The sequence below is a fragment of the Bermanella marisrubri genome, from assembly GCF_012295615.1.
GTDB classification, from domain to species: Bacteria; Pseudomonadota; Gammaproteobacteria; order Pseudomonadales; family Oceanobacteraceae; genus Bermanella; species Bermanella marisrubri.
In genome coordinates, this window is the sequence record NZ_CP051183.1 from 1126230 (window position 1) to 1152054 (window position 25825).

At 44.3% G+C, this 25825-nt stretch carries 19 protein-coding genes; 9 read left to right on the forward strand and 10 right to left on the reverse strand.

Going from position 1 to position 25825, the window contains the following annotated elements:
- Window positions 1-76: 76 nt before the first annotated feature.
- On the forward strand, window positions 77-688 hold the full coding sequence (gene bamJ / locus HF888_RS05185; RefSeq protein WP_007016274.1) for a BamJ family beta-barrel-assembly machinery protein: 612 nt from the start codon (window positions 77-79) through the stop codon (window positions 686-688).
- Between the two features lie 39 nt (window positions 689-727).
- Here the strand turns inward: bamJ and HF888_RS05190 are convergent, their stop codons facing one another.
- From HF888_RS05190 to hrpB, 5 genes are all read right to left on the reverse strand, one after another.
- Complete coding sequence (locus tag HF888_RS05190) at window positions 728-1105, reverse strand: helix-turn-helix domain-containing protein (protein ID WP_007016275.1); 378 nt, start codon at window positions 1103-1105, stop codon at window positions 728-730.
- A 220-nt stretch (window positions 1106-1325) separates the two neighbouring features.
- Window positions 1326-2252: a helix-turn-helix domain-containing protein gene (locus HF888_RS05195; protein WP_165836996.1), complete on the reverse strand. Its 927-nt coding sequence runs from the start codon at window positions 2250-2252 to the stop codon at window positions 1326-1328.
- A 157-nt stretch (window positions 2253-2409) separates the two neighbouring features.
- Window positions 2410-5235: an Ig-like domain-containing protein gene (locus HF888_RS05200; RefSeq protein WP_007016277.1), complete on the reverse strand. Its 2826-nt coding sequence runs from the start codon at window positions 5233-5235 to the stop codon at window positions 2410-2412.
- Between the two features lie 88 nt (window positions 5236-5323).
- A complete protein-coding gene (locus tag HF888_RS05205) occupies window positions 5324-5749 on the reverse strand; it encodes a hypothetical protein (RefSeq protein ID WP_007016278.1) in 426 nt (141 codons plus the stop codon).
- Window positions 5750-5807: 58 nt separating this feature from the next.
- On the reverse strand, window positions 5808-8282 hold the full coding sequence (gene hrpB / locus HF888_RS05210; protein ID WP_007016279.1) for an ATP-dependent helicase HrpB: 2475 nt from the start codon (window positions 8280-8282) through the stop codon (window positions 5808-5810).
- 130 nt (window positions 8283-8412) lie between these two features.
- Between hrpB and HF888_RS05215 the strand changes: the two genes are divergently transcribed.
- Together HF888_RS05215 and HF888_RS05220 are read left to right on the forward strand one after the other, a co-directional pair.
- Window positions 8413-10554 (forward strand): methyl-accepting chemotaxis protein, encoded by a 2142-nt coding sequence (locus tag HF888_RS05215; protein ID WP_007016280.1) that lies wholly within the window; start codon window positions 8413-8415, stop codon window positions 10552-10554.
- A 42-nt stretch (window positions 10555-10596) separates the two neighbouring features.
- A complete protein-coding gene (locus tag HF888_RS05220; protein ID WP_007016281.1) occupies window positions 10597-10767 on the forward strand; it encodes a hypothetical protein in 171 nt (56 codons plus the stop codon).
- Window positions 10768-10844: 77 nt separating this feature from the next.
- Here the strand turns inward: HF888_RS05220 and trmA are convergent, their stop codons facing one another.
- Window positions 10845-11930 (reverse strand): tRNA (uridine(54)-C5)-methyltransferase TrmA, encoded by a 1086-nt coding sequence (gene trmA / locus HF888_RS05225; RefSeq protein ID WP_007016282.1) that lies wholly within the window; start codon window positions 11928-11930, stop codon window positions 10845-10847.
- A 181-nt stretch (window positions 11931-12111) separates the two neighbouring features.
- Here trmA and HF888_RS05230 point away from each other — a divergent pair, with 181 nt between their 5' ends.
- Complete coding sequence (locus HF888_RS05230) at window positions 12112-13002, forward strand: acyl-CoA thioesterase (RefSeq protein ID WP_243469352.1); 891 nt, start codon at window positions 12112-12114, stop codon at window positions 13000-13002.
- Here HF888_RS05230 and HF888_RS05235 read toward each other — a convergent pair.
- Window positions 12999-13238: a hypothetical protein gene (locus HF888_RS05235; RefSeq protein ID WP_007016284.1), complete on the reverse strand. Its 240-nt coding sequence runs from the start codon at window positions 13236-13238 to the stop codon at window positions 12999-13001. The two genes, HF888_RS05230 and HF888_RS05235, sit on opposite strands and share 4 nt — an antisense overlap.
- 435 nt (window positions 13239-13673) lie before the next feature.
- On the opposite strand from HF888_RS05235, the gene HF888_RS05240 reads away from it, so the two are divergent.
- The 4 genes from HF888_RS05240 to HF888_RS05255 all read left to right on the forward strand — a co-directional run bounded on the left by HF888_RS05240 (window position 13674) and on the right by HF888_RS05255 (window position 19119).
- Window positions 13674-15983 (forward strand): sensor histidine kinase, encoded by a 2310-nt coding sequence (locus HF888_RS05240; protein ID WP_040297356.1) that lies wholly within the window; start codon window positions 13674-13676, stop codon window positions 15981-15983.
- A 134-nt stretch (window positions 15984-16117) separates the two neighbouring features.
- Window positions 16118-16483: a c-type cytochrome gene (locus HF888_RS05245; RefSeq protein WP_243469353.1), complete on the forward strand. Its 366-nt coding sequence runs from the start codon at window positions 16118-16120 to the stop codon at window positions 16481-16483.
- Entirely contained in the window at window positions 16483-17838 is a 1356-nt protein-coding gene (locus HF888_RS05250; protein WP_007016287.1) for a D-arabinono-1,4-lactone oxidase, read from the forward strand. Before HF888_RS05245 ends, HF888_RS05250 begins: the two co-directional genes overlap by 1 nt.
- 12 nt (window positions 17839-17850) lie before the next feature.
- Window positions 17851-19119: a DSD1 family PLP-dependent enzyme gene (locus HF888_RS05255; RefSeq protein ID WP_007016288.1), complete on the forward strand. Its 1269-nt coding sequence runs from the start codon at window positions 17851-17853 to the stop codon at window positions 19117-19119.
- 11 nt (window positions 19120-19130) lie between these two features.
- On the opposite strand, the gene HF888_RS05260 is transcribed toward HF888_RS05255, so the two are convergent.
- The 3 genes from HF888_RS05260 to HF888_RS05270 form a co-directional block, all read right to left on the reverse strand.
- Entirely contained in the window at window positions 19131-19484 is a 354-nt protein-coding gene (locus HF888_RS05260) for a hypothetical protein (RefSeq protein WP_007016289.1), read from the reverse strand.
- A 190-nt stretch (window positions 19485-19674) separates the two neighbouring features.
- Window positions 19675-22866, reverse strand: coding sequence for an efflux RND transporter permease subunit (locus HF888_RS05265; RefSeq protein ID WP_007016290.1), 3192 nt, complete (start codon window positions 22864-22866; stop codon window positions 19675-19677).
- 1 nt (window position 22867) lies between these two features.
- Window positions 22868-23884, reverse strand: coding sequence for an efflux RND transporter periplasmic adaptor subunit (locus tag HF888_RS05270; protein WP_007016291.1), 1017 nt, complete (start codon window positions 23882-23884; stop codon window positions 22868-22870).
- A 498-nt stretch (window positions 23885-24382) separates the two neighbouring features.
- Here HF888_RS05270 and HF888_RS05275 point away from each other — a divergent pair, with 498 nt between their 5' ends.
- Window positions 24383-25795 carry a Type 1 glutamine amidotransferase-like domain-containing protein gene (locus tag HF888_RS05275; RefSeq protein ID WP_040297376.1) on the forward strand — a complete coding sequence of 471 codons (1413 nt, stop codon included), beginning with the start codon at window positions 24383-24385 and terminating at the stop codon, window positions 25793-25795.
- Window positions 25796-25825: the final 30 nt, after the last annotated feature.

Below are 25825 nucleotides of genomic sequence, written 5' to 3' on the forward strand. Positions count from 1 at the left end.
TTTGTCTGTGATAAAGTGCGCCTCGAATTCATATGAGCCTAACTAGTTAGTAGTTGGGCAGTTTTATAGGTCTATCATGAAATTTGAGACTCCAGCGCAAAAAGTGAGCTACTTGATCGGTCGTCAAGTGGGTGATCAATTAAAAGGTTCACAATTCCCAGGCTTTGAACTAGATGGCGTAGTGAAAGGTATTCAGGATTCGATGGCGGGCGAAGCTATGCCGTTTAGCCAAGAAGAAATCCAAGAGGCGTATCAAGTGATTCAAGCTGAGCTTGAAAAGATGCAAGCAGAAGCTGCAGAACAAGCCAAAGCAGTCGGTGACGAATTCCTAGCCGAAAACGCCAAAAAAGAAGGTGTTCAAGTAACGGACTCTGGTCTTCAGTATGAAGTAATTAGTGAAGGTTCAGGCGCGACGCCAAGTAAAGAAAATACAGTGCGTGTACATTATCACGGTACCTTCATCGATGGTCGTATGTTTGATAGTTCAGTTGAGCGTGGTGAGCCAGCTGAATTCCCTGTAGGTGGAGTAATCGCAGGCTGGACAGAAGCCCTTCAACTGATGAAAGAAGGCGACAAATGGCGTCTAACCGTACCAAGTGAATTAGCTTATGGTGCGCAGGGTAGCCAAGGCGCTATTCCTCCACACAGTGTTTTAGTATTTGAAGTAGAACTTCTAAACGTACTGTAAGCATTGATTGAAAAAGGGCCCATCGGGCCCTTTTTTGTTTCAGCTTGCTTGGGCTAGCTCAGTGCTGTGCTGGGTATTTCGATAAACGGCCGGTGAAACTCCGACCCATTTTTTAAATGCATGGCGGAAGTTCGCCACATCGCTAAAGCCTAACTTGTCTGCAATTTCTTCCGTCGTATATTGACTGTCCGTCAGATAATATTTCGCCCGTTCACTTCGAAAATCATCCAATAGCTTTTGATAGCTGGTTCCCATGTTAGCTAACTGTCGGCGGAGAGTACGACCACTCATATTGAAAGCGCTAGCAAGCATTGGGAAGTTCGGGAAATCACCCATGGAGGTGATTAGTATTTGTTCAATCTCTTCAATGACTTTCTCGCCGCGAACGCAGGGTTTCATCTGACTGATATTCATCATTGTCACCACTTTATTGTTATTGATTTATCCGGACGTCGATAATTTTACCGATCACAAGAGTAACTCTAAGTGGCTGTTCGTGAAGTCCCCAGTTTTTCCGTTTCGCAATACCAAAAAGTACTATGCAAAAACTAAAAATCTTTTAAAAACAAATGGTTATGTAGATTATTTTGGTGCTGACGAATTATTGAAATTTCACTATTTGCGTGGTTCGATTGCGTCAATGTGCCGTTTTTGTCTGCTGTTGACGATATTGTGAGGGAGATAATCCAGTCAGTTCTTTAAAGGCTCGATTAAATGAACTCAGAGTTCGATAACCCACATCGAGAGAAATATTCAAGATTGCCGTATCAGGTTCTTGCTGAAGGCGCATGCAGGCCTCTTCAATCCGTAGGCGATTGATGTAATCGTTAAAGTTTCGATACCCTAGGGTTTGATTAATCAATGCTCGCGTCTTGTATTCAGGGAGTCCTAGGCTGTCCGCTAGTTGCTTAAGTGTGAGGTGTTCTGTTCTATAAAACCCAGACTCCATAAGAGTATGAAGTGACTTAACCTCATTACTCTCAGAGATATCTATGCGTTCAGGGCTGGCTTTGACAGAACTTTCATCTTGTAAGTCGCCATGAACATGTCCGAAGAGAACGCCTTTGCGGCCATGCAATAGAAAGAAAGAGCAAACTAATGAAATAACACAGACACTTAAGTAAGGAAGCCAAACTCCTACCCAGCCGGTATTCATGGGGACAATCACAAATAATACGCTAAGTCCGACACCCACCATCACAGCGCTTCGCAATTGCCGACTGGACTCCACTAAATCATCGGACCAATTTGTTATCACTGTCCACAGCCCCATAATGATTAACAGGTATTCACAGTAGGAGGGTAACACCCATGCAAGAAAGACCCACTCTGTATAGAGCTGGTTGCTAATACCAATATGGTTGGCGATAGCGGGGGGAATAAAACTGTATAGTGCGATGGCACCAGCAAGGCTGAATATTTTTGGACGATAAGCAAAAGCCAATTGGCACAATAACCAAAATAACGCAGGCACCATGGTATAAATGTCGCGAGCAATCTTTGATAACCATTCGGGAAGCATTGGTTGCAACAGGAACATTGCACCTGTGAATAATACAGCCACGAAGGCCTTGCCCACGTTAAGATGGCCAAAATCCCTGCAAATGATCATGCCCAAGATGCAAAGGCAGCCCAATGCAAAGCCAGCGAAAAACAGCAAGTGACAACCTATTTATTATTATTTAAACGAGTGCCAATCATAAGTGATTGGCACGATTGGCTCAACGCTTGGTATTGAAGCGTGGTGTTACCAATGAAGCGATTACAAATACAAGCAACCAGCTTAAGCTTCCGCCTCCTGAACTACCAATGACGGTTATCGTATCGTCACTAGCACGTTTGCTTTGTAAAAAGACAAGATAGTTGCTGCCTTCAATAAACTGGATCGTTAAGGTTTCAGCATCAGGGTGACTGAAGCGTAAGCTTTCTAACTCACCAAGCGCATTATTGAAGCTGTAGTCGAATGAAGATTTATTATCGGAAACTTCGTTCACGGTTGCAGAGACCTCAGATCCGTCGCTCAGAATCAGGGTTAATTCAGGGATATCAGTCGCGAAATTCAAGCTACCGGTTGCTTCAATATGGCCGCGGATACTGAGCAGAGTGCCGCCAGTTTGCAGCAGTACCGTTTGCTGCAAGACACTAGATTGCAAATCAATTGATTGCGTTTGGTAACCACTGGCACTGATGCTTGCTGAATAATCAGTGCTATCGTCCGGTAGCGTCACGGTGATAGAACCACTGTCATTGCTTTGATACACAGACTCTATATTGAAAGAGGTAAGGGCGGATGTTTCCAGTGTGAGTGTTGCATCTGTAATCGCATTACCTTGATCATTGTTGATCTGTATAGAGTGAGGTCGGCTAGGGAACATGGTGGCATTGATGTTGAGTCCACTGTCCACCTGAATATTGACAGGTGTAATTGATGACAAGGTTCCCACATCTAAATGGACACTGGTGGCGTTGTTCGTATCGGCGTCGTTTTGAATGGTTACGTCCGAAATTACAGCACCATTGATGTCTTTGAAACTCAATGCTTGTTCACTTGATACTAAGTTGAATACGTCGTTGGCTGCAGCTCCTATGACCGTGAGCGTTTGAGTGTTCGTTCCCTCTAACAAAGAAGAAGCGCTCAAGCTTATTACTGGATCACGCTCTAGATAGATATCGTAGCTGGCACCAGACGATTTATTGGTAAGCGTTAACGTATAGGTTCCCGCAAATTGTCCCGAACTGGGTAAGCCGATTTGCAGTAAGGAAGGACTTACGCCGAGAAGCGAGTTTAGATTCATGCCATTCAGTGACAGAGCATAGTTGTAGTTGTTGTTCAGGTTGCTGATATCAATGCTGACATTTGTGCTCGCCATGCTACCCGTATCATTTGGGTTCAATTGTACGCCGTTTACGGTAATACTTGGGTTATCTTCTATGGTGATAGCGAAGCTAACATTGGCTGTGCCACTGTTGCCATCGTCAGCAATCACTTCTACGGTTTGTGCACTAGCACTGCTGCTATTGGCCGTAATGTCGAGTGTGTTTGAGGTTATGTTACAGCTGAGAGCAGCGCCGCATTGGTTAATACTAAAACTAAGAGTATCGTCCTCCACATCGCTTGCGTAGTTCGTTAACGTTATGCTGAGTGTATTTCCTACAACGATGGATTGATCACTAATGTTTGACCAAGTGGGATCATCGTTAACTGGGTTAATAGTGAGGTTGAAGTTGTCGCTAGCTGAACCGCCTTGTCCGTCGGTGACTGTGATCGTTACCGAATTGGTATTAGCGTAATAATTTTGTGCTGGCGTTAATGTTAATCCCGTGCCGTCATCGTTGATGTCACAAGTGACATTGCTCGGACAACTAGTGATGCTATAAGTCAATGTATCACCATCGACATCGCTGCCCCAGCCACTGGCGTCTAAGCCTGTAATTGCAACATCTTCGTTCGTTGTTTGATCCACTGCTGTGATCGTAGGCGCGGTGTTGTTAATCGAGACGCTCCAACCGATGTCCTGTAATAGGAATTTTGCTAAACCTAAACTCAAGGTTCCTTCGGTGTATTGCGGCTCCATTAATTCATTAGGACTAACCGCTGTATCAAAGTGGCTTACGCTAGAACCGCCTTCTACTGGGTTGGGCGCATACATCTGAATAAGATCGCCAGACGTAAACGTGCCTGAGCCATCTTTGTCGGCAAAACCTGTGCTGGTATACGCAACGGCATTGGTGTTCACGTTGGTGCCATCCCACAGTAGCCGATTGCCGCTAATGGCTGATGCTGCGCGATCCGCATCGCTTTGACTAGGATCCATCCAAGAGCGTCCAGTTACATCATCGAATAAATACACGCTGTAAATATCATCAAAAGATGCGTTGGCTTTAGCTCCAGTACTTTTATTCACCAGGCTTGCAAAGCCAAAACCGTGGGTCATTTCATGCAAGAGAACCGTGACGAAACCGATATAATTGCTTGGCGGGGCGTCAAACCCATAATACCAACCATTACTATTTTCTAGGCAGTTTGTTGTCCCAATGTTGCTATTGAACTGCGCTGTGATGTCACTGATGCTGGGGTCTTGGTCGCTGCCAAGTATGGCATTCATCAAACCAATGGGATAAAACGTATTGTCTCTTAGCCCGCCAGGAGCGGGGGAACCATAGCCAGAGTTGGAAGTGGCTCCTGCGCTGCCAAGGGTAGCTTGGTTAGTACTACAGGTAAGGCCAGCGAATTGAGCATCGACTTCAACGACCACATTTGATTCGATTTCAGCGGCGACGATTTCGGCCGCTTTAATAAAGCTCAACTTCCGTTGTGCACCAACTGTAGTACCATTATTGCCCCCTTCGGCGCTGACGATGGTGTTATCGGTGAAGCCTGATATAAAATTCAGTTTAATCGTCGAGGCTGTTCCGCTCACAGTACAACTCGTACCATTGTTTGCGCCTGTACTTTCCGCACTGCTAGAGGATGGGCATACAGCGGCGGAGACCGAATTAGGTAAAATGGTGACTAGGAAACCCACTAGAAGGATTAAGCGAGACATATCGTGACCCTTTTGCACATCTCACTTAACGATACGCCGTTTTTACTGAGACATTGGTCACGTTTATATGTTTTTACGTAACAGTTCGTTACTGCTTTTCTTCTTTTGGAACAACTGAATACTCGCGTATTTCTATTGTGCCATCTGGATGTTGAATCGCGACGGGCATCTGCGTTGTGCGGCCATTCGAAGGTAACACAACTCGGCCGTCGGGTAAGGTTTGGGTTTCCATTGCTCCTTCCAAAAGCAACTGTTGCTTCAATGCCTCACGAATTTCCGGATCCAGTGGCACATAGCTTGTCGCTTGCGGATCGTCCGTTTTGTGAGAGCCATGTTGATGATCATGACCATCGTGGTTGTCGTTGGGATGTGGAGCCTGTTGCTGCTTCTGAGATGCTTCACTTTGATGTTGTGGGGCATGATCATGCTGATGCACAAGCTCGGTTTTCTGATAGAAACTCGTAATTAAAGCTAAGACTAATATAAAAACCAGTAATAAAAATGCACGTTTCATAGGCGACCAAGATTCATTGAGCGTAAAGCGTTAATCATCATTACAGTCTAGCATTGGCTTACATATGTCGCTTAGTTTTGTGGCTGGCTATTGCGGATAGTGGATCCTCTGGCCATGGGTGTTTGGCATAGCGACCTCGATTTTCCTTGCGAACTTCTGGATAAACTTCCTTCCAAAAGAAATCGAAATCCTTGGTCTGCGCCAAAGGTCGTTGAGCTGGACTGAGCAAATGAAACTCTAGGGGGAGCCGATTTTTAGCAATCTTTTGTATGCCAGTTAGACCGAAGCACTCTTGCAGTTTTGCTTTAACAATCGCCTTGTCTTTTTCATAGTGAATCTGAGTCGTACGGCCTGAGGGCAAAGTAAATTCTTGAGGAAAATCTTGCTTAAACGCTTGTTGCTTTGACCAATCCATACGTGAGAGCAACGCATTATGATAATCCATGTTGCAAAGGTGAACATCCGTGATGAAAGGCAGCAACCAATCATCGATACTATTGATCAAGCACTCATCGGCAAAGCTAGGGTAGTTATCTGGGAACAGCGAGTGCGCTAAATTCAGTTTATTCAGTAATGCTTGCTGACTGTCATTGAAATCAAAATACTCAATTCCGTTTTTTATTACCTCCTGGCGAATATAGAACTTAAAGTCTTCCGGGTTGGCTGGACTGGTTGTTGTATTTAAGATCAACTCACCAAACTTTTCAGTTGTTACCTTAAATAGTTTGTCTTTCATCAAGAAGTGAGTATCGAGCGAGGTGTGATGAGCAAATTCATTTTCAATGGTTTGCTTCTCGATGGCTGTGGCCAGTTTAATAAATTGGTTATTGTCATATGCGCTAGAAGCAGTAGCTGCTATGACCATGTAGTCTGAGTGCTTGGCCGAATCTTTAGTGTGAATGCTTGCTCCCATACCATTTTGTAGGCGATAGCCGCGGCCACGTTGCTGTGCGATACGATCAGGATAAGCTTGTGCTAATACTCTACCCACGTCCGTATCATGCCATTGTATTTCTTGCTTTGTTTGGTGTTCGAATTGCTTTACGAGTTTTTTATAGCGCTTAATAATGCGTGATAAGTTAGCTTGGTTAATACGTCCGAGCCTTCCGCCATGAGTTTTATTGTGCAGTAGTTGTTCGGTAATCAGCTCAATACGCAGTTGTAGATCGCTATTTAATGCAGGCGTTTGCAAAAAATCGCCCTCAGTTAATAATGCGGCGATAATGCAAGCCAATGAGAGCATGTCTGGTTGATCATGGAAATGATGCAACATGTGAGAAAGGCGAGGGTGTATGCCCTTCATGGCAAGTTGCTTACCATGATCGGTCACTCGAAAACGTTCATCTAATGCGTCCAAGTTATGTAACAGTTGTAACGCTTGATCATAATTGCGTGAATTGGGCTTGTTGAGCAATAAGTAATCGGATAGTTCCGTACTCCCCCAAGTTGATAAAGCCAAGGCAAAAGCGCTTAAGTCCTCTTGCTCGATGGCAATAGGGGAGAAAGCACTGCGACGAGAAAATTGATCTTCGCTTCCTAATCTAATGACTCGGCCATGTTGTGTTCGGCCGGCGCGACCCGCTCTTTGAAGCATTGTTGCTTTACTGGCTTCAATAGTAATGAGTTCATCCATGCCTGTGTTGGCATTGTATCGGGCTATTCTTTCTAAGCCCGAGTCCACAACTTTGGTTATGCTCGGAATGGTTAAACTTGTCTTGGCGATATCGGATGCGAGAATAATTTTTTCAAAATCGGTATCTTCAAAGAGCGCTTGCTGCTGTTTTTGCGGGGTGCTGCTATGCAAAATGAAAATGTGATCAGGATTTTTGCCTGATTCTATTAGCGCACTTTTAACGTGCTGAATTTCAGACAACCCTGGTAGGAAGACCAAAGTGTCTCCTTTGAACTGATTAAGACTTTGACATGCTCGATTGACTTGTTGAGATAAGTTATCACTTGCGTTCTTTATCTGGTATAAAATATCCAATTCGTGGATTTTAGTGTTGACCTCAATGAGTGGGGCTTGCAAGGCTTCGCTAAGTCTGTCGATCTCTAAAGTGGCACTCATGATTAGGCACTTTAGATCCTCTCTAAGTATTTCTCTGCACTGCTGAATGAGCGCTAGGTTTAAATCTGTAGCAAGGTTGCGTTCATGAAATTCATCGAAAATGATTAAGGCGCAATTGTTAATATCATTTTCTTGAATGAGTTTTTGCGTCAGTATTCCCTCGGTCATCACGACGACTTTATTGCTATTTGAAGTCTTGGCATCTTCGCCAGTAATGAGGCCAATACTTTGCCCCAGAGGTTCAGATAACTGTTGAGATAGTCGCTTGGCAACTTGTTTCGCAGCAAGGCGTCGTGGTTCCAAAAGCCATATTTGTCCCTGTGCAAGCCACGGCTGCTCCATGAGGGATAGAGGCAAAACCGTTGATTTACCGGTACCCGGTGGCGCTGCCAGTATGACTTGGCCATGATTTGCCAAGGATTTTGCGATGTCATCAATATGTGAGGAGATGGGATATGCACTCATGCAGTGCATTATTCTTAGTTTTCATACAAAAACAAGAGTATATTTTTATCTTTCAACTTGTCTCATGCATGCAGGAAAACCCCGTCTATACTCAATTGTAAGAGATCGCTTACATTCTTGGACGGAGCCTATGATCGCCTTCATAAAAACCATGCCTCTTAGCCGCAAACTGATAGGCAGCATCATCTTTGCATTCTTGCTTTTGGTGGTGATATTAAACCTTAATTTATGGTTTAGCCTCGACAATATGAAATCAGAATTGGCGACGCAGACTGAACAAACCATGGAGCAGGAAATTTTAGGTCGTTTGCAATCCGAGTCGCGAAAGCTTGGTAATGAAATAGATGGCTTTATTTCTGCTGCATTTCGAATTCCGCTTACGGTTGCGGCACAATTGCAAACATCCATAGAGCAGTCGGACAAGCAGTTAAACCGAGATCAAGTGAACATGCTTGTCGAGGCAACCTTAGATCGTCACAAAAGTGTGAGCTCTATGTATGCGCAGTTTGAGGCGAATGCTTACGATGGTATGGATTCAGACTACTTTGGATCGGGCGCGATCCACACAACACCTGATGCGGGAACATTAGAAATCTATTGGGTGCGAGATCCAAGCGGTCAGTTAGAGCAGCAATTAGTGGAAGATGCATCGGAGAAAAATGATAGCACGGTAGGTGAATTTGGAATACGTAGCGCGGAATGGTATCTGTGTTCTAAAGATTCAGGACAGCCTTGTCTGATGGAACCCTATCTTTATGAGATTAGTGAAGATTATTCAGAATTAATGACCAGTTTGGTCGTGCCCGTTATGGCAAATGGCAGATTCCGTGGTGTCGTTGGGGTCGATGTTAATCTGCCCGTATTTCAAAAACGTATTGATCAGATGGTGAAAAGCCTTTATGACGGCCAAAGTGATATTACGTTATTAAGCGAACGCGGTTGGGTCGCGGCATCTAGTAAGTATACGCAAAAACTAACACGGCCACTGTCCGAGAGCCGGAGCACATTAGACGGAAAGCTGTTAAGCCTTCATCAGCAAGATAAACCGATTCTATTACACGATGGCACATATTACGTGGCGGCTACTATCCCTATTACGACGTCTGGTAGTCAATGGTCGGTATTGTTGGAACTGCCTGAATCCGTAGTCAAATCCAGCGTCTATGAGCTGGTAGATACCATTGATAGCAACATTCTTGGCATTATGAGCAGTGCAACTGTGATCGCCCTTATTGTGACTGCGCTAATACTTGCGGTAGTGGTGGCATTAGTTCGCTCGATCACCAAACCACTTCGCGAACTTATTTTAACGGTCAACAACTTAGCGAGTGCAGAGGGCGACTTAACTCAAGAAGTACGCATTAAAACCCACCAAGAACTTATTCAGTTGAGTGCTGGCTTCAGTCAGTTCATTAATAAGCTTAAAGATATAGTGAATCAACTGAAGGAAGTTGGTATCGCTGCAAAAGGCACCTCACAGCGGGGTAAACAGATTAACGACCAGACCGTGCAAGCAACCAATGATCAGCAGCGGGAGATAGATAGTGTGGTCACAGCTACCAATGAAATGTCGGCTACTGCAACAGAAGTTTCGCAAGTGGCCGTCGCAGTAGCAGACAATGCTAAGCGCGCCCGTACAACAGTAACCGATTCGCAAAAATCGTTATCAGGTTCTGTGCAAACTGTACAAGAGTTAACAAACGATATGCAGCAAGCCAGTCACTCGATTTCCGAAGTGGCGTCAAGAACAGAAGATATCAATCGAATTTTGGACGTTATTCGGGCGATTGCCGAGCAAACCAACTTACTTGCATTGAACGCAGCGATAGAAGCTGCACGCGCGGGTGAACAAGGCCGTGGCTTCGCTGTAGTGGCAGACGAGGTACGTAGTCTTGCCTCAAAAACCCAAAGCAGCACCGAAGAAATTAACGACATGATTCAAAGCCTAGAAAGTGGCGTGCAGCAAGCCGTATCCGTGATTGAATCGGGAACGGGTAAAGCACAAACTGCAATGGAAGAGACCCAAGGTAGTTATGATTCTCTAAGCAGTGTGGTAGAAGATATTACTAATATTGCAGATCATATTGCGCAAGTGGCCACTGCTGCAGAAGAGCAAAGCGCTGTTAGTGAAGAAGTCAGCCGTAACATGACCGTCATTGGTGATGCTGCACAAGCGCTAGCAGCTCTCGCTAACGAGAGTAACGAAGCCAGTGATGAACTGGATCGACAGATGGCGCGCCTTGATCAGCAACTATCATCTTTAAAAACCTAGTGAGATAATGTAACGGTTTTCGCTAGAAAGAAGAGCGCTGTGATGCCTGATAGTAAAGTCACAACACTGGATAAAGCGCGCTGGAAAAAGCGTCATAAAGATAAACAGGAAAAAGTGGATGCATTGGCAGAACGCTTTGCTAATGCTTTGCCTGATAAAGCAACGCCCGTTAAGGATTACCTTGCCAAGAAACGCAAGAAGAAAAAACGTTAATACATTTATATACGAATACAGGGAAATAAAAGCACTAGTTAGCATCAGGAGCTAACTAGTGCGGAGGGACCTATGGATTAGTTCCGGCGAGTCAGGTAAACCCCGCACTCAATATGGTGCGTGTAGGGAAACTGATCAAAAACGGCAAAGCTCTCAATATGATGGGTTTTGCTAAGCTGTTCTAAATTATCTTGCAAGGTATCAGGATTACAAGAAATATAAATGATATTGTCGTACTCACTGATCAGTTGACAACTATCCTCGTCTAAACCTGCTCTTGGTGGGTCTACTAACACAGTTCCAAAATCAGCACTTTCTAGCCCCATGTCTTGTAACCGACGTCTTTGTTTGCCGCCTTTCATGTGTTCGGTAAACTCCTCGGCACTTACGCGGGCGAAGTCGACATTGTCGATGTTATTCATCGCTTTGCCATCAAGCGCCGCTTTAACACTGGTCTTGCTAATTTCGGTTGCGACGACGCGACGATAGCGATCGGCAAGAGCTAACGAAAAATTGCCATTGCCACAGTAAAGCTCTAGTAAGTCTCTGTCTGAATCACAGTTTTGTTTGCGAGCCCAAGACAGCATTTTCTGATTGATATAGGCGTTTGGCTGTGTGAAGCTGGCTTCCACTTGTTTGTAGTGGATGGGCTTACCGTCTACTTCGAGGGTTTCAATAACGAAGTCTTGGTCTAGTGGCACACGCATCTTGCGTGCACGCCCAATGATATGAATGCCTAATTCATCTTTGATGGCACTGGCTTTTTCAATCCACTCTTCGGTAATAGGCTTGTGATAAATAAGGGTTACCAACATATCGCCTGATGAGGTGCCTAAGTATTCAATTTGAAATAGTTTATGCTTAAGCAGGTGACTATCGTTGATGCGCTCCATCATTTTCGGCATCAGCTCGCAGATAGCTTCGCTGGCAATATCGAAATGCACTATCTTGATGGGATCGTTCTTTTTGCCAGGCTCAAACATGGCATGAAAGCATGAATCACCATCATGCCATACGCGAAATTCGGCCCTTTGACGAAAATGCTGAGGCACACTCTCGAAGACTTCTATGTTGGGGATCGCGAAAGAGCTGAATTGCTTGTGGATACGCGTCACTTTTTCGTTAAGTTGGGACGAGTATTCGGAGGTTTGGGCCTGATACATATGTGAGCTTAGTTTAGAAAATATGTGCGAATTATAAATGATGGGCCCTTATCCGCCAAAAGTTTATCAACGGGCAATTTACGAGGAGGGTGCTGGAATTGTCTGTTGAACGGTCAACGGGCTAGAATCTATGGTAATTAGGGCTCTATTCAAAGATTATAGTGTTTTTACGGTTACAGTAATGAAGGAACAGATAATGGATCCAGTCAGCCAATCTCTGCGCGAGCTTCTGAACGTTCAATTTTTGCATGAGGGACCGCAAACCTTTCTATATCGTGGTGAATGCGAGGACTTGGGTTTTAAGAACTTATTTGGTGGTCAAATCCTAGGGCAGAGTCTGAATGCGGCGATACAAGCGGCTCCAGAAGGCTATTTGCCTAATAGTTTGCATGCGTATTTTTTGTTACCTGGGCATGTAAACACCCATGTGGACTACCGAGTAGAGATCTTAAGACAAGGCAGAAGCTTCGCTTCACTAAGGGTGGATGCTATTCAAGATGGTAAAATTATCCTAACCCAAAATACCAGTTTTCAGCGCCCTGAATCTGGCTTTGTGCACCAGGATCCGATTCCTAATGTCCAAGCCCCTGACGGCCTTATCAGTCAACTTGAGATAAGTCGCAAATATGCTGAGATGATCCCCGAGAAAGTACGAGACAAGTTTACAAGGGACAAGCCGATCGAAAGTCGCCCTATTGATCCGATTAATGTATTTCAGCCTGACAAGCGCGATCCCGAAAAAGACGTGTGGTTTAAGCCCATTAATGATTGGAGTAAAGAGTCTCAGGCTTTGCATTATGCGCTCTTGGCTTATAGTTCTGATTTCCATTTAGTAGGTACCGCATTGCAGCCCCACGGTGTATCGTTTGCCACTAAAGGGATGCAGGTTGCTAGCTTGGACCATGCGCTTTGGTTCCATCATGCTCCACGGCTTGATGATTGGATGTTGTATAGTATGCGAAGTCCTGCGGCCGCGGGTGGTAGAGGTCTAAATATGGGCCATATCTATCATAGCGATGGGCAGTTAATGGTATCGGTTGCCCAAGAAGGTTTAATGCGCCAGAGCGGTTAATCTTGCAGAAAGATATTGCGTTCGGCTTTTTCTTTATTACTCATCTCTGATTTTTGGTACTCGTGGTAGTCCTCAGGTGATTTGCGGTTCTCAAAAAACTTTTGAGCCATTGGGGGCGAGTCGTCAGTGACGTGAAATGTCACACCAATAATAACCAAAACAGCTAGCACGACAATACCAATCGCCAGCGCTTTTTTGTCTGATTTATCTTTGGCGTCTAGTTGTTCTTTATCCATGCTGACACAGCTCCATGTAACCCGTTGCAGTAGTCATTTTACGCTGTACGCGGTGACTTGGATTGATGCGACCAAGTGAGGCGAGGAAAAGGGGAGTCATCTCCAAATTGTTGCCTGTGTAAACTCACGATAGTGAGGGTGCACCCATTTGTTGTGCCCGTTAGCAAGCATTCGTCGGCTTTCCGCCTCTTGTTTGGACACTCGATCAAGGAAACAAGGCTTGATGCTAGCGAGTGCTTTTAGAAGCGGAGACCATCCAGTATTTGATGGCCGATAATCCCTTGTACTTATTTCCAGACTCCCCATAGACCTATACGAAAATCAGATACGGTCGATTCGCCGAAATAAGCCAAGTTCTTACTTAAACCTTAGTATCGGGTGACCCTTTTTTCAATCCTGCTAAGCTTATAAAAGGCCCAAATTGGATGGAATGATTTGAAATATTGGTTGTTGTTTTTAGTGTTAGTGAACTCTGTGGCGTTGGCTCAAGAATCTCCTTCAGCGAACACTTCCCCCCTGTTTTATTGGGTACCACCGGAAGAACGTGAAATCAGCCTTACTGAGGTTATGCATGAGGCGCAATGGACCGTTGTTAATGGGGAGCTCAACTTTGGCTACTTGCAAAAAGAACTTTGGGTCATGCAAACCATTAATTTCAATATGAAGTCCGATTGGGTTGTGCATATTCCGAATCCATTTTTAGATTACCTTGATCTATACGTTCTCCAAAATCGGGACATAGTGACAGAGCTGCACACGGGGGATGCAAGACCATTTAATCAACGAACGGTGAAAGTGGCTGATTTTGTTGCGGGTTTTACTGCGGAATCAGATAGGGAATATATCCTTGTGGCTAGGGTACGGACTCAGGGAACCATGATGGTGCCCATTCATTGGATGGGAGAGGAGGAGTACGCAGAGCGTCTGGCCATCGATCAAATTATTTATGGTGGTTATTATGGTGCGTTGATCATTATCGCACTTTACCATCTTTTCATCTTTTTGGTGGTACGTGAGACAGGCTACATCTTTTATGTAGCCTCCATGTTTGCGTTTGTTTTATTGCAACTGGCCTATGATGGCCGAGGATTCGCCTGGTTTTGGCCAAGTAATCCCGAATTTAATGCGATTGCGTTTCCATTATTTTACAGTCTGTATCAGTTTATCAATTTGATGTTTATTTCGGTGTTCTTGCGCCTAAGACAGAATAATCCAAATTGGCATAAATACTTACTGGTTTTAAAAGCGATCGTAATAATCAACAGTGTTCTTATATTGGCACTGCCTTATCATACGATTACGCCAATAATTATTATCACAGGCATTACTGGTTTGATTTCCGGTGTAGTGAGTGGTGCATTCCGTTGGTGGCAAGGCTTTACCCCAGCTCGTTATTTTACGATCGCGTGGTTATTTTTCTTGGGTGGACTATTGCTTGCCAACTTCCGTGGATTCGGCATGGTGGAAACATCCTGGGTTAGCCAGTACGGTTACCTGATTGGTTCTTTAATGCTTGCCTTATTCTTAGCGTTTTCTCTGGCTGAACGTATTAAAAGTGCCAATGTTGCAAAGCGTATAACAGAAAAAAAATTAATAGACAGTCAGCAACAGCATTTATCTGTCTTAAAACGATATCAAGAGCTTTATGAAAACGCTCCCATTGGTCACTTTCAGAGTAACAGCCAATACCAACTTACCAGTGTCAATCTTGCTTGTGCCCGTTTATTTGGGTTTGATCATCCCAGAGAAATGTTGGAGCAAGTAAAAGACATTCGAAAATATTTAATTTCCGATTTTTCATATTTTCAGGATCGAGTAAGAGATACCCGAAAAGAGGGCGTGCAGAAAGATGTCGAAATAAAAATTAAGGACATCGTCGGAAAGCAACGATGGTTGAGTATTAATATGCGTTACTGGCCGGAAGGGGATACCTACGAAGGTTCTATCCAAGATGTAACAGAACGGAAGATTGCTGACGAGCTACGAAGAGATTTGGATCAAGAACGATTAAATATTATGGAGCGATTCTCATTGGGGATGGCCGAGGAGATTGATACACCCTTAGGCTCAAATGTTGCTGCTACGGGTTTTATACAAGAAGGTTTAGATAGCTTATATGCTAAGAAGCAGCAAGGCATAGCCACAATTGAAGATTATGAGCAGCTGTTAGAGATTTGTCGTCAGTCACTGCAATTGACCTCTCGCAACCAGAGGCGAGTGATCCGAGTCGTCAAACGCTTCAGGGAAGTGGCCTCGCAGCACATAGGTCTCGTCGCTAGTCACTTCAACTTAGTGAATGCAATTAATCAAACAGTGGAAGGCCAACGTTGGAAAATGGCTGGTTGGCGTGTGTATGTTGATGGTCCAGAGAAGCTAACCATTTATAGTTATAAGCGCGCAATCAGCGCCATCTTGATCCAGCTTATTGACAATGCGTTAGCCCATAGTGAGGCTGACAAAAAAGACACACCGACCATCTGGATTAGAGTAGAAATATTGGACGATTCTCGAATCAGTTTAACGGTAACTGACAACGGTAAGGGGGTTGATAGAGAAACCGCTAAAGATCTAGGTCAGCCTTTCTTTACCACTAAAAAGGGACCGGATGGTCATATCGGATTGGGGCTATACATGATTTACAACCTTACTAATCGATCACTCAATGGTAGGCTCCTATTTCCCATTACAGGGGAAGGTTTTAGTGTTCAGATTCATATTCCAATATCGCTACCTAACAAACAATGATGTCTAAAGTGGCCAAATTGACAATTGAACCAAGCCCAAATTATTGGGAATATTGACAGTATTAAGATGACCTTTGTTGGTTCATGCGCTAACAAAGATAACAATAAAAAAAGAAAATAAAAAAGAAAATGGCCATGCATACCAATATATTTACTTTTATCGCTATAGCGCTATTCATTGCTGCGTGTGATTCACATCCCGACCGCTCTTTATTAGCACAACAAGCAAAGCAATATAGCCCTCAAGATCCTCACTTGAAGCAAATTTATCAGTCTAGCTGCAAAAACTGTCATACATTAAAGGACACGGGGGCTCCACTTACCGGTGATACCTCCACTTGGCATGACTTGCTTAATCAATACGGAAAAGACCTACTATTGCAAAACATTATTAATGGTAAAGGTGGTATGCCACCGTTTGGCTTGTGTATGGAGTGCCAAGAACAAGACTTTGTGGCACTCATTGATTTTATGGCGCAGCCAATGGGAGTAGCAGAGTAATGAAAAGGCGTTCATTCTTGCAAAACTTGGTTCTAGCGGGATCAGCAATGGCGTTACCTGTTACGCAGCAAGCCCATGCAAAACCACTGCCTTGGAGGAATTGGTCAGGATCACAAGTTTGTTATCCAGAAAATCGTTTGGCGCCGACATCTGTGGCCGAATTAAGTCAAATTATCCAAGCTACTCGAGGAAATATTAGAGCAGTAGGAGCAGGCCATAGTTTCAGTCCGTTGGTGCCAACTAATGATACTATGATTACGCTTAGCCGTTTGAACGGCATCGTCAGTGTTGATCAAGCGAATACAACGGCGACTATTTGGGCTGGTACGCGTTTAGGTGACATAGGCGAGCCTTTAGCAGCAGAAAATCAAGCGCTACAAAACATGCCTGATATTGATGAACAGACACTTGCAGGCTCTTTAGCAACCGCTACACACGGTACCGGTGAGTCATTAGGATGTTTATCGAGTTTTATAACATCTATGCAATTGGTCACTTCAACTGGAGAAACGTTGGAGTGTTCGTCTACAAAAAACGCTGACGTATTTCAGGCTGCTAAAGTTGGTCTTGGTAGTTTAGGTATCGTCACCCAAGTGACTTTACAAAATCAAAAGCCTTATCGTTTAAAACGCGAGACTTCTTGGATGTCCATTGAAGACATCTTGGCAAATACCGAACAGTTAGCCTCGAATAACCGCAATTATGAGTTCTATTACATTCCATTCACTGGAATGGGGTTCATTGACGTGCAAAACGTGACGGAAGAGCCAGTGTCGGTGACGGAAAAAATCGATCAAAATGATGGCGCAAATGATTTGAAAACCGCTCGGGATTTATTGAGCTGGAGCTCTACGTTACGAGAGTTAGTATTAGGTACGTATATTAAAACCTTGCCTGATGAAGTCACGGTAGCGGCCAGTTGGCAGAACTATGCCAGTGAGCGTAATGTGCGTTTTAATGAAATGGAATATCACTTGCCACGCGAAAACCTTGTTCCGGCGTTTGAAGAAATTCGTAAGCTGGTCGAGACGCAATTTCCTCGTGTTTTCTTTCCATTTGAAGTTCGTTATGTGAAACAGGATGATGCTTGGCTAAGTCCGTTTAATGGTCGTGAGACTGCTTCAATTGCAGTGCATCGTTTTTTCCAAGAGGATCACTTACCGTTATTTAAAGCAGTTGAGCCGATCTTCCGAAAATATCATGGTCGCCCTCATTGGGGGAAATTTAATACCATGGAAGCTCAAGATTTCGCCAAGCATTACGAACATTGGAATGATTTTAAAGAGGTTCGCCGTTCGTTAGACCCAAATGGAAAGTTTATGAATCGGTATTTAAAGTCCTTGTTTACGGCTTAATGGGAAACCAAAATGAAACTTTCTCGACGCCAGTTTATGCTGCTATCGTCTGGTACCGCTGCTGCAGTTGCTTTGCCATTTATAAAACCCTCGGATAACGGAGAGGGCGGACATTCACCCTATTTTCAAGAGATATCTAAAGCTTTAAAAGAACAGAGTATTGGCACACCGCGAATGCTGGTGGATTATGATCAGTTATTGCAAAACGTGAAAACGTTAACAGGTCATATTAAACCTCGTTTTGACTATCGAATAGTGGCGAAGTCCTTGCCTTCGATTGAGTTATTACAGGTGGTGATGAAAGCGGCGGATACCAATCGCTTAATGCTCTTTCACCAACCCTTTTTAAGCCAGGTTGCTAAGCGATTGCCTGACGCGGACATCTTGATGGGCAAGCCTATGCCGATACAGGCTGTAGAACGTTTTTATCAAGATGGTATTCATAATGATTTTGTGGCCGCACAGCAAATTCAGTGGCTAGTGGATTCGCCTCAGCGTTTAGAGCAATACCGCGAATTTGCGGAGAGTAACAAACTGTCCATGGCAATCAATATCGAACTGGATGTGGGTTTACACCGTGGGGGGATAACCCGTGATAGCGATTTAATCAGTATGCTAGATATGATCGAAACCAGCGATACATTAAATTTTTCTGGTTTTATGGGTTACGAGCCCCACATCGGAAAGGTGCCAGGTGACGTGTTAGATCATCGCGACAAAGCCATGGCTGAGTATCAGCATTATGTGCAATTAACAGAACAGCATTTAAAGCGAAGCATTCAACATCTAACGCTAAACGCTGGTGGTAGTCCTACTTATCAATACTACAATCAAGGGCAATGGCCCATGAATGAGTTAAGCGCTGGTTCGTGCTTGGTGAAACCAACGGATTTTGATTTAGCTAGTTTACAAGACCATGAGCCTGCCTGTTATATCGCTAGCCCTGTCATAAAGCAGTTAGATCAAGCCGAGATTCCGGGAATTGATTTTATGGGGGAGCTACTCAGTAGCTGGGACCCAAATTTAAAGCAAGCTTTTTTCATTTATGGCGGTTATTGGAAGGCAAAGCCAGAGTCACCTAAGGGGCTCAAACTCAACCCAGTATATGGACGCTCCACTAATCAAGAAATGCTTAATGGCAGTGATAGCGTGCAACTCAAACAGGATGATTATGTGTTCTTGCGACCAACGCAAAGTGAATCAGTGATGCTGCAGTTTGGGGATTTATTGGTCTATCGGAAAGGCCAACTGATTGACCATTGGCCTATTTTAAAAGGTTAAGCAAAGGCACTTTAAAGGCCTTCCACTTTGCGTAGGTTTGATTGGTGGCGTTCAATGTAGCGTAAGTCTGCTAGATGGCTTTTTAATTCTTGCCACAATAAAAAACACTGCTTGTCTTCTTGAGCAGAACGACGAAGAACAAACAAAGCTTGCTCAATTTCAGCCGTTATATTTTCCCATTGCTCGGTTTGATAGTGACACATGGCGCGGTAGCCAGTATAAAGTGGTTGCTGCGTATAGCGGCAATCCCAGTACTCTAGATGCTGAATGCAACGCAGACACTCTTGAAAATGACGTGCGCGGTACTGCTTTTTAACTTGCCAAGCATAATAACGAGCAAATAGGGTATGTAGCGCAAACATCATGATCACAGCTCCTGTTACAGGCTTTCATCAGCCCTGCATTAATCAGTATAGACAGATTTCAGAGTTGGCAATCAGGTGTATTGTGACAGTTTTAGAATGAGCAGCTGTATAAATAACAGTGCTTATACCCAAAAGAAAAGGAGGCGATGATTCGCCTCCTTCTGATTTGTTCACAGATTTATATTGATAACTAAACACGTTTACGCAGATAGACATAATACAGCATCGGAATCAGTACTAGTGTGAAGATGGTGCTAATTAAAATGCCGAATATAAGGCTAATAGCCAGACCATTGAATATCGGGTCCGTGAGAATGAAGAATGCACCCGTCATGGCCGCGATGCCCGTTAATAGAATGGGCTTGGTTCGCACCGCGGCACTTTGAATGGCGGCCTCCACCAAGTCGGTTCCTTTATCCAGTTCTTGATTAATGAAATCCACTAGGAGAATGGAGTTTCGCACAATAATGCCTGCCAGAGCGATCATGCCGATCATACTGGTCGCCGTGAACTGAGCACCCAATAACGCATGACCTGGCATGACACCAATAATAGTGAGTGGAATAGGGGCCATGATGATTAATGGCACCAAGTAGCTCTTAAACTGAGCGACTACCAGCAAGTAAATTAAAATCATGCCTACGCCATAGGCAATGCCCATGTCACGAAAAGTTTCATAGGTAATTTGCCATTCACCGTCCCACTTAATAGAAGGTTCATGGCTCACTTCTGGCTGGCTAATGAAATATTGTTTAGGTGAAAATTCATCTTGCTCACCATTGTCATCCAATTGGAACGACATATCGAAAAGGCCATAAAGAGGGCTATCTAATTCACCGGCCATATCCGCGTTGACAAAGACCACTGGCAAAAGGTTTTTGTGATAAATGGTTTGATCAATACTGGATTGTTCCAAATACACCAGTTCCGATATAGGAATCAATTCGCCTTTCATATTGCGCACTGGGGTTTGCAATAAAGCCTGCCAGTCGGCTTTGTCGGCTTCTTCGAACTCAATACGAATCGGTGTGGCGTATTTCTTTTGCTCACTGTGCAGGTAGCTCACATCATGGCCGGCCAATGCCGCGTCCAAAACCTCAACAATAGACCCATAAGGAACTGCTTGCTGGGCCGCTTTTTGTCGATCAATGCGAATTAAGGTTTTTGCTTGCGCCGCTTCGATGCTATCGTCCACATCGATAATATCTACGGTGGATTCAAATACACTACGCAATTGCTTGGCTGTTTGCAGCTGTTGCTCGTAGTTTGCACCATAGACCTCGGCCACGATCGGTGCCATTACAGGTGGTCCGGGCGGTACTTCGACTACTTTGACATTGGCGTCGTAGCGCGCACCAATGGCTTGCAATTTAGGACGTACACGCAAAGCAATGTCATGACTTTGCTCATCGCGATCGTCTTTGCCCACAAGGTTTACTTGAATGTCGCCCATATGCGGTTCATTGCGCAGGTAATACTGACGCACTAAACCATTAAAGTTGATGGGAGCGTTCACACCGGCATAAACCTGATAGTCTTTTACGGTGGATTCATTTTGCAGCTCGGTGCCCAACTCTTCCAAGACAGCAAGTGTCTCTTCCATGGGGGTACCTTCGGGCATATCGACGATGACTTGGAATTCGGACTTGTTATCAAATGGCAGCATTTTTAGTACCACCAGTTTCATCACAGGTAGAGTCACGGCTAACAGTATTAAACCGATGACGAACCCCAGCATTTTTAAACGATTCTTCTCAGCTTTCTCCCCTTGGATCAATGGGCGCATAATACGATTGAAAATATCGTAAATTTTATTGCTCTGCTCATCCTCCTTATCATGATCAGCAGAGTGTGAGGCGAAGTCTTGGTTTTTTAATAGCTTGTAGCTTAACCAGGGTGTGACCACAAAGGCAATCACTAACGAGATTAACATACCCGTGCTCGCATTGATCGGGATTGGGCTCATGTATGGGCCCATTAAACCAGAGACAAATGCCATGGGCATGAGCGCAGCAATCACGGTAAACGTCGCAAGAATGGTTGGCCCACCGACTTCATCCACTGCCAGTGGAATGGCTTCAAGAATTTTTTTACCGCCCATATGTAAATGACGATGAATGTTTTCCACCACCACAATGGCATCGTCCACCAAGATACCAATACTAAAAATCAGTGCGAATAGAGAAATACGGTTTAAGGTAAAGCCCCACGCCCAGCTTGCGAATAAGGTAATCGCGAGCGTGATAAAAATAGCACCGCCGACGATAACGGCTTCACGCCAGCTCATGGTGGCCAATACCAACAGCACCACGGCAGCGGTAGCAAATAATAACTTAGCGATTAACTGATCACTTTTTGCTTTTGCGGTATCGCCATAATTACGGGTGACATCCACATGGATATTGTCAGGAATACTGACACCTTTTAATTGAGCAAGGCGCTTTTCTATTGCTTGAGTAATATCAAACGCGTTGGTGCCTGGCTGTTTGGCAATGGCAATGGTCATGGCCGCACGGCTTTGCTTTTGGGATTCACTAAAGTGAAAAACCTGTGCATCGGGTGTGTCTATGCCAAGTTCGATATTCGCAACATCTGCTAAGTAAATTGGTGAGCCGTTTTGACTCATGCCGACAACGAGCTCTTCAACTTCTCTGGGTTCACTTAGAAAATTACCCGCTTGAATTTGAATTAGCTCATTATTTTTTGCAATGTTGCGCGCCGGACTCGCAGCATTACTTGAGCGTAGGGTATTGCTTACATCGTCATAAGTAATGCCATAAGCGTTAAGACGCACAGGATCAAGACGAACACTGACAACATCATGATGTTGTCCCTGTGTATATATATCCCGGGTGCCGGGAATGCGTTTGAGTTCCACTTCAAGCAAGTGGGCAAGATCAGTTAGCTCTCGTTGCGATACGGTTTTATCGTCACTATGCAGCGTCAGCGACATAATGGGCACATCATCAATCCCCATGGGTTTAATGAGGGGCTGGCTTGCACCTAGGTTTTGCGGTAGCCAATCGGCGTGACTATATACTTGGTTGTATAAGTTTAGGATAGCGGTTTCTCGTTCGAGACCCACTTCAAATGCGACGGTTAATACCGACATGCCAGAGCGCGAAACACTGTAGATTTCATCCACCCCCGGAATTTCACTCAGCACTTGCTCCGCGGGCGTACTGATTAAGCTTTCTACTTCTTTTGCACTGGCACCTGGATAAGCAATGAAGACGTTGGCAAAGGTGACATCGATTTGCGGTTCTTCTTCTTTTGGTGTGACGGCAATAGCAAAGAAACCCAGTAGCAAACCAAACAAAGCCAGCAATGGTGTAATAGCGTTATTTTGAAATGTTTGTGCAATGCGACCACTGATTCCCATGTTAAAGCTCCTTATTCGCCATCACGGCATAAGGCTTAAGAGAAATGGTTTCACCATCTCGCAATCCGGATAGCACTTCGATCTGATCACCATAGCGATGGCCAATGCGTACTTGACGTAAAATATAGCCGCTATCCAATTTTACATAGACACTGTTTAAGTCACCTTTTTGCATCAGTGCGCGTTCGGGAATACGTAGGCTTTGTTTCTCACCCATTGGGACCTTAAGCTTGACCCACATCCCTGGGAATAGATGGGAGCCTTCACTATTGACCTCCACACGGACGCGAAAACTATGGCTATTTGGATCCGCATAAGGGAATACGGTCACCTTTTCTGCATCGAGTAGCGCTTCTTCTGAATTGTGTTGGTATGCCACTTTAAAATCTTTCTGCTCGCTCAAGTGAGGCGAAAAACGCTGTGGGATATCGGCAACGGCACGTAGTTTAGCGAGAGAAAGCCCTGTCATCAGTGGCATGCCAGGATTCACAGCTTCGCCTACCTCAACATGACGGGTCTTCACGATACCAGAGTAGGGGGCTCTGATTTGTGTGTAGCTTAGCTGTTCTTTGGCTTGCTCCAGTTGTGCTCGTGCGGCTTTGACTTGCGCACTAGCGGCGGCAGCTCTGGCTTTAATTGAGTCGAACTCCCCTTGGCTAATGGAACCTTGCTCATGCAGGGGTTCACTGCGTTTAAGCAGGGCTTTAGCGTCGTCATTAGCGGCTTGAGCCTGTAATAATCCAGCTTGCGCCTGTTCGAAGGCTGCCTTTTGCTGCTTGTTGCGTAGTTCGATGATGATCGTGCCTTGCTCAACGTAATCATTGACGTCGAAGGCAATGCTCTGAATGCGACCACTGGTTTGTGCGCTGACAGTAGCCTCGTTAACGGCCTCTATACGTGCTTCCAAGCTATACCAGTTTCGGTAGTTATCCAGCGTTACCTGATAATCTTGGCCAATACTCGTGAAACTGCTTAAAACGGCAGCCAAAGTAACGGCTATACGAGGAAGTGTTTTCATAAATCCTACCCTTTACCACCCTATACTTGAGTCTAGCTCAGCATAAGGTATATTTATTCGAAATGTCTAAATTAGTATTACCTAATATAAAGGCGAAAAGAGAGATTTGCAAGAGGGCATGTAGGAGGTCGAGTTGACCGCCTGTGATAGATAGTCTTGTTAGGTGCCGCTATTTGGAGGATAAAATTAATCTATAAAGTCGTAAAATCAGACATTTTTTGAATCATTATGACGAAAATATGAAGTTTTATTTGCATCAAATTGTAACGGATTAAATTCTTATGTGTGTAGATAGTGCATATGTATTTTCGAGAGTTTGTTAGCCTTACTTGATACAAAATAAAGTTTCATGAAATTTTATTAAACCGAAAAAAATTCTAAATTATTGTGTCCAAGAAAAATCGCTACGTTGGCACAACTACTGCTTTTTTACTCTGATTAGGTTCACGGCTAAAAATGAAAACTGATAAAGCCGCTGAATTTAATTTGGAGAACAAAATGAAAAAATTAAAACAAATAAGTTTGGCAGGAATGATTCTGGCGGCAAGTACCGTTTCTATGGCGTGTACCACGGAAGAAACTGCTTCCAATAATTCTGATCGCGATGCTACTGCAGGTATATGTTCTGGAACCACATTGCAAGGTAGCATCAGTAATCGTCGTGATGTGGATTGGTTCAGTTTCGAGGTAACGTCAGCAGGAACCATTTCAGTGACTTTGGATCACGATAGTCGTGATGACTTTGATTGGGATTTATACCCTGCGTCGGGATCCTCTATTGCAAGTGGTTCGACGAGTCAGATTCCAGAAACAGGATCAACCAGCGTTAGTAATGCGGGCACATATTATTTAAAAGTCAGTCGCTATTCGGGGACAGGCTGGTACGACCTAACCATCAATTTCCCTCAAGGTTCTGGTGGTGATACGGGTGGCGGTAACACAGGTGGCACCGATGGTTGTGGTTATGGAGCTATTCCATCTAAACCATCAGGTTTAACAGAGTATGTTACGGGTGATATTAATGATGTATGTCCTTCTGGCCTTATAGCGGGTAATGGTGCCTCATTATTGATGGGTGGGGGTTCAGATGTTGACAACGCGTTTTCTCAAAACGTTGTTAATCATATTGGGTCTAGTATGGATACCGTAGTGTTACGTGCCGATGATAGCAATGGTTACAATAGTTACCTTGCTAGCTTAATGGCCAGTGATTCAGTGATCACCTTGGTTGTCGACTCACGTACTCTTGCTAATAGTGATTATGTTGAATGGTTAGTTAAAAGTGCAGAGTTTGTTTTTGTGGCTGGCGGTGATCAATCGGCTTACTTAAACGCTTGGGAAAATACAAAGCTTTCAGCAGCACTGCAACATGTATACGACAAAGGTGGTGTCATCGGTGGAACGTCTGCGGGTATGGCAGTTATGGGTTCTACAATGTATGACCCTGATGGTATTCTCGGTGCTGTTTCTAGCGAGGTCGTTACTAATTACTGCCATTCAACTTTGAATTTCTCTCAGGGAATGCTTTCTGTTCCAGCATTAGCCAATACAGTTACCGATACCCATTTTTACGAGCGCGATAGAATGGGACGCTCAATGGTATTCTTGGCGCGACAGGCTACCAATCATAAAGTCATCGCAGCCAGTGAGGGTACTTCGTTATTTGTTGAGGCCGATGGCAATGCCACGGTTGTAGGTAGCTATGAAATTTATGTGTTGTATAACGGTACAAGCTCCAATCTGCAGCAAGGTCAGTGTGGATCTCCAGTTATTTATAATAATGTAAACCGTGTGAAGCTATTGTCTGGTCAGAGTATCAACCTAAATACTTTGCAGCATAATGGTGATGAAATTGAGATTTCTATTGATGGACGCAATACTCAATTCTATAGCCCAACTTCCCCTTATTAAAGTAAGCTAGTTATTAACGTAAATAAAAAA

Coding starts and splice junctions, on each gene's coding strand:
- HF888_RS05200 (WP_007016277.1), bottom strand. CDS start 5,235: ATGTCTCGCTTAATCCTTCTAGTGGGTTTCCTAGTCACCATTTTACCT.
- HF888_RS05270 (WP_007016291.1), bottom strand. CDS start 23,884: ATGAAAACACTTCCTCGTATAGCCGTTACTTTGGCTGCCGTTTTAAGC.
- HF888_RS05205 (WP_007016278.1), bottom strand. CDS start 5,749: ATGAAACGTGCATTTTTATTACTGGTTTTTATATTAGTCTTAGCTTTA.
- HF888_RS05220 (WP_007016281.1), top strand. CDS start 10,597: ATGCCTGATAGTAAAGTCACAACACTGGATAAAGCGCGCTGGAAAAAG.
- HF888_RS05215 (WP_007016280.1), top strand. CDS start 8,413: ATGATCGCCTTCATAAAAACCATGCCTCTTAGCCGCAAACTGATAGGC.
- hrpB (WP_007016279.1), bottom strand. CDS start 8,282: ATGAGTGCATATCCCATCTCCTCACATATTGATGACATCGCAAAATCC.
- bamJ (WP_007016274.1), top strand. CDS start 77: ATGAAATTTGAGACTCCAGCGCAAAAAGTGAGCTACTTGATCGGTCGT.
- HF888_RS05260 (WP_007016289.1), bottom strand. CDS start 19,484: ATGATGTTTGCGCTACATACCCTATTTGCTCGTTATTATGCTTGGCAA.
- HF888_RS05190 (WP_007016275.1), bottom strand. CDS start 1,105: ATGATGAATATCAGTCAGATGAAACCCTGCGTTCGCGGCGAGAAAGTC.
- HF888_RS05275 (WP_040297376.1), top strand. CDS start 24,383: ATGAAAAAATTAAAACAAATAAGTTTGGCAGGAATGATTCTGGCGGCA.
- HF888_RS05255 (WP_007016288.1), top strand. CDS start 17,851: ATGAAACTTTCTCGACGCCAGTTTATGCTGCTATCGTCTGGTACCGCT.
- HF888_RS05250 (WP_007016287.1), top strand. CDS start 16,483: ATGAAAAGGCGTTCATTCTTGCAAAACTTGGTTCTAGCGGGATCAGCA.
- HF888_RS05235 (WP_007016284.1), bottom strand. CDS start 13,238: ATGGATAAAGAACAACTAGACGCCAAAGATAAATCAGACAAAAAAGCG.
- HF888_RS05245 (WP_243469353.1), top strand. CDS start 16,118: ATGCATACCAATATATTTACTTTTATCGCTATAGCGCTATTCATTGCT.
- trmA (WP_007016282.1), bottom strand. CDS start 11,930: ATGTATCAGGCCCAAACCTCCGAATACTCGTCCCAACTTAACGAAAAA.
- HF888_RS05265 (WP_007016290.1), bottom strand. CDS start 22,866: ATGGGAATCAGTGGTCGCATTGCACAAACATTTCAAAATAACGCTATT.
- HF888_RS05230 (WP_243469352.1), top strand. CDS start 12,112: ATGAAGGAACAGATAATGGATCCAGTCAGCCAATCTCTGCGCGAGCTT.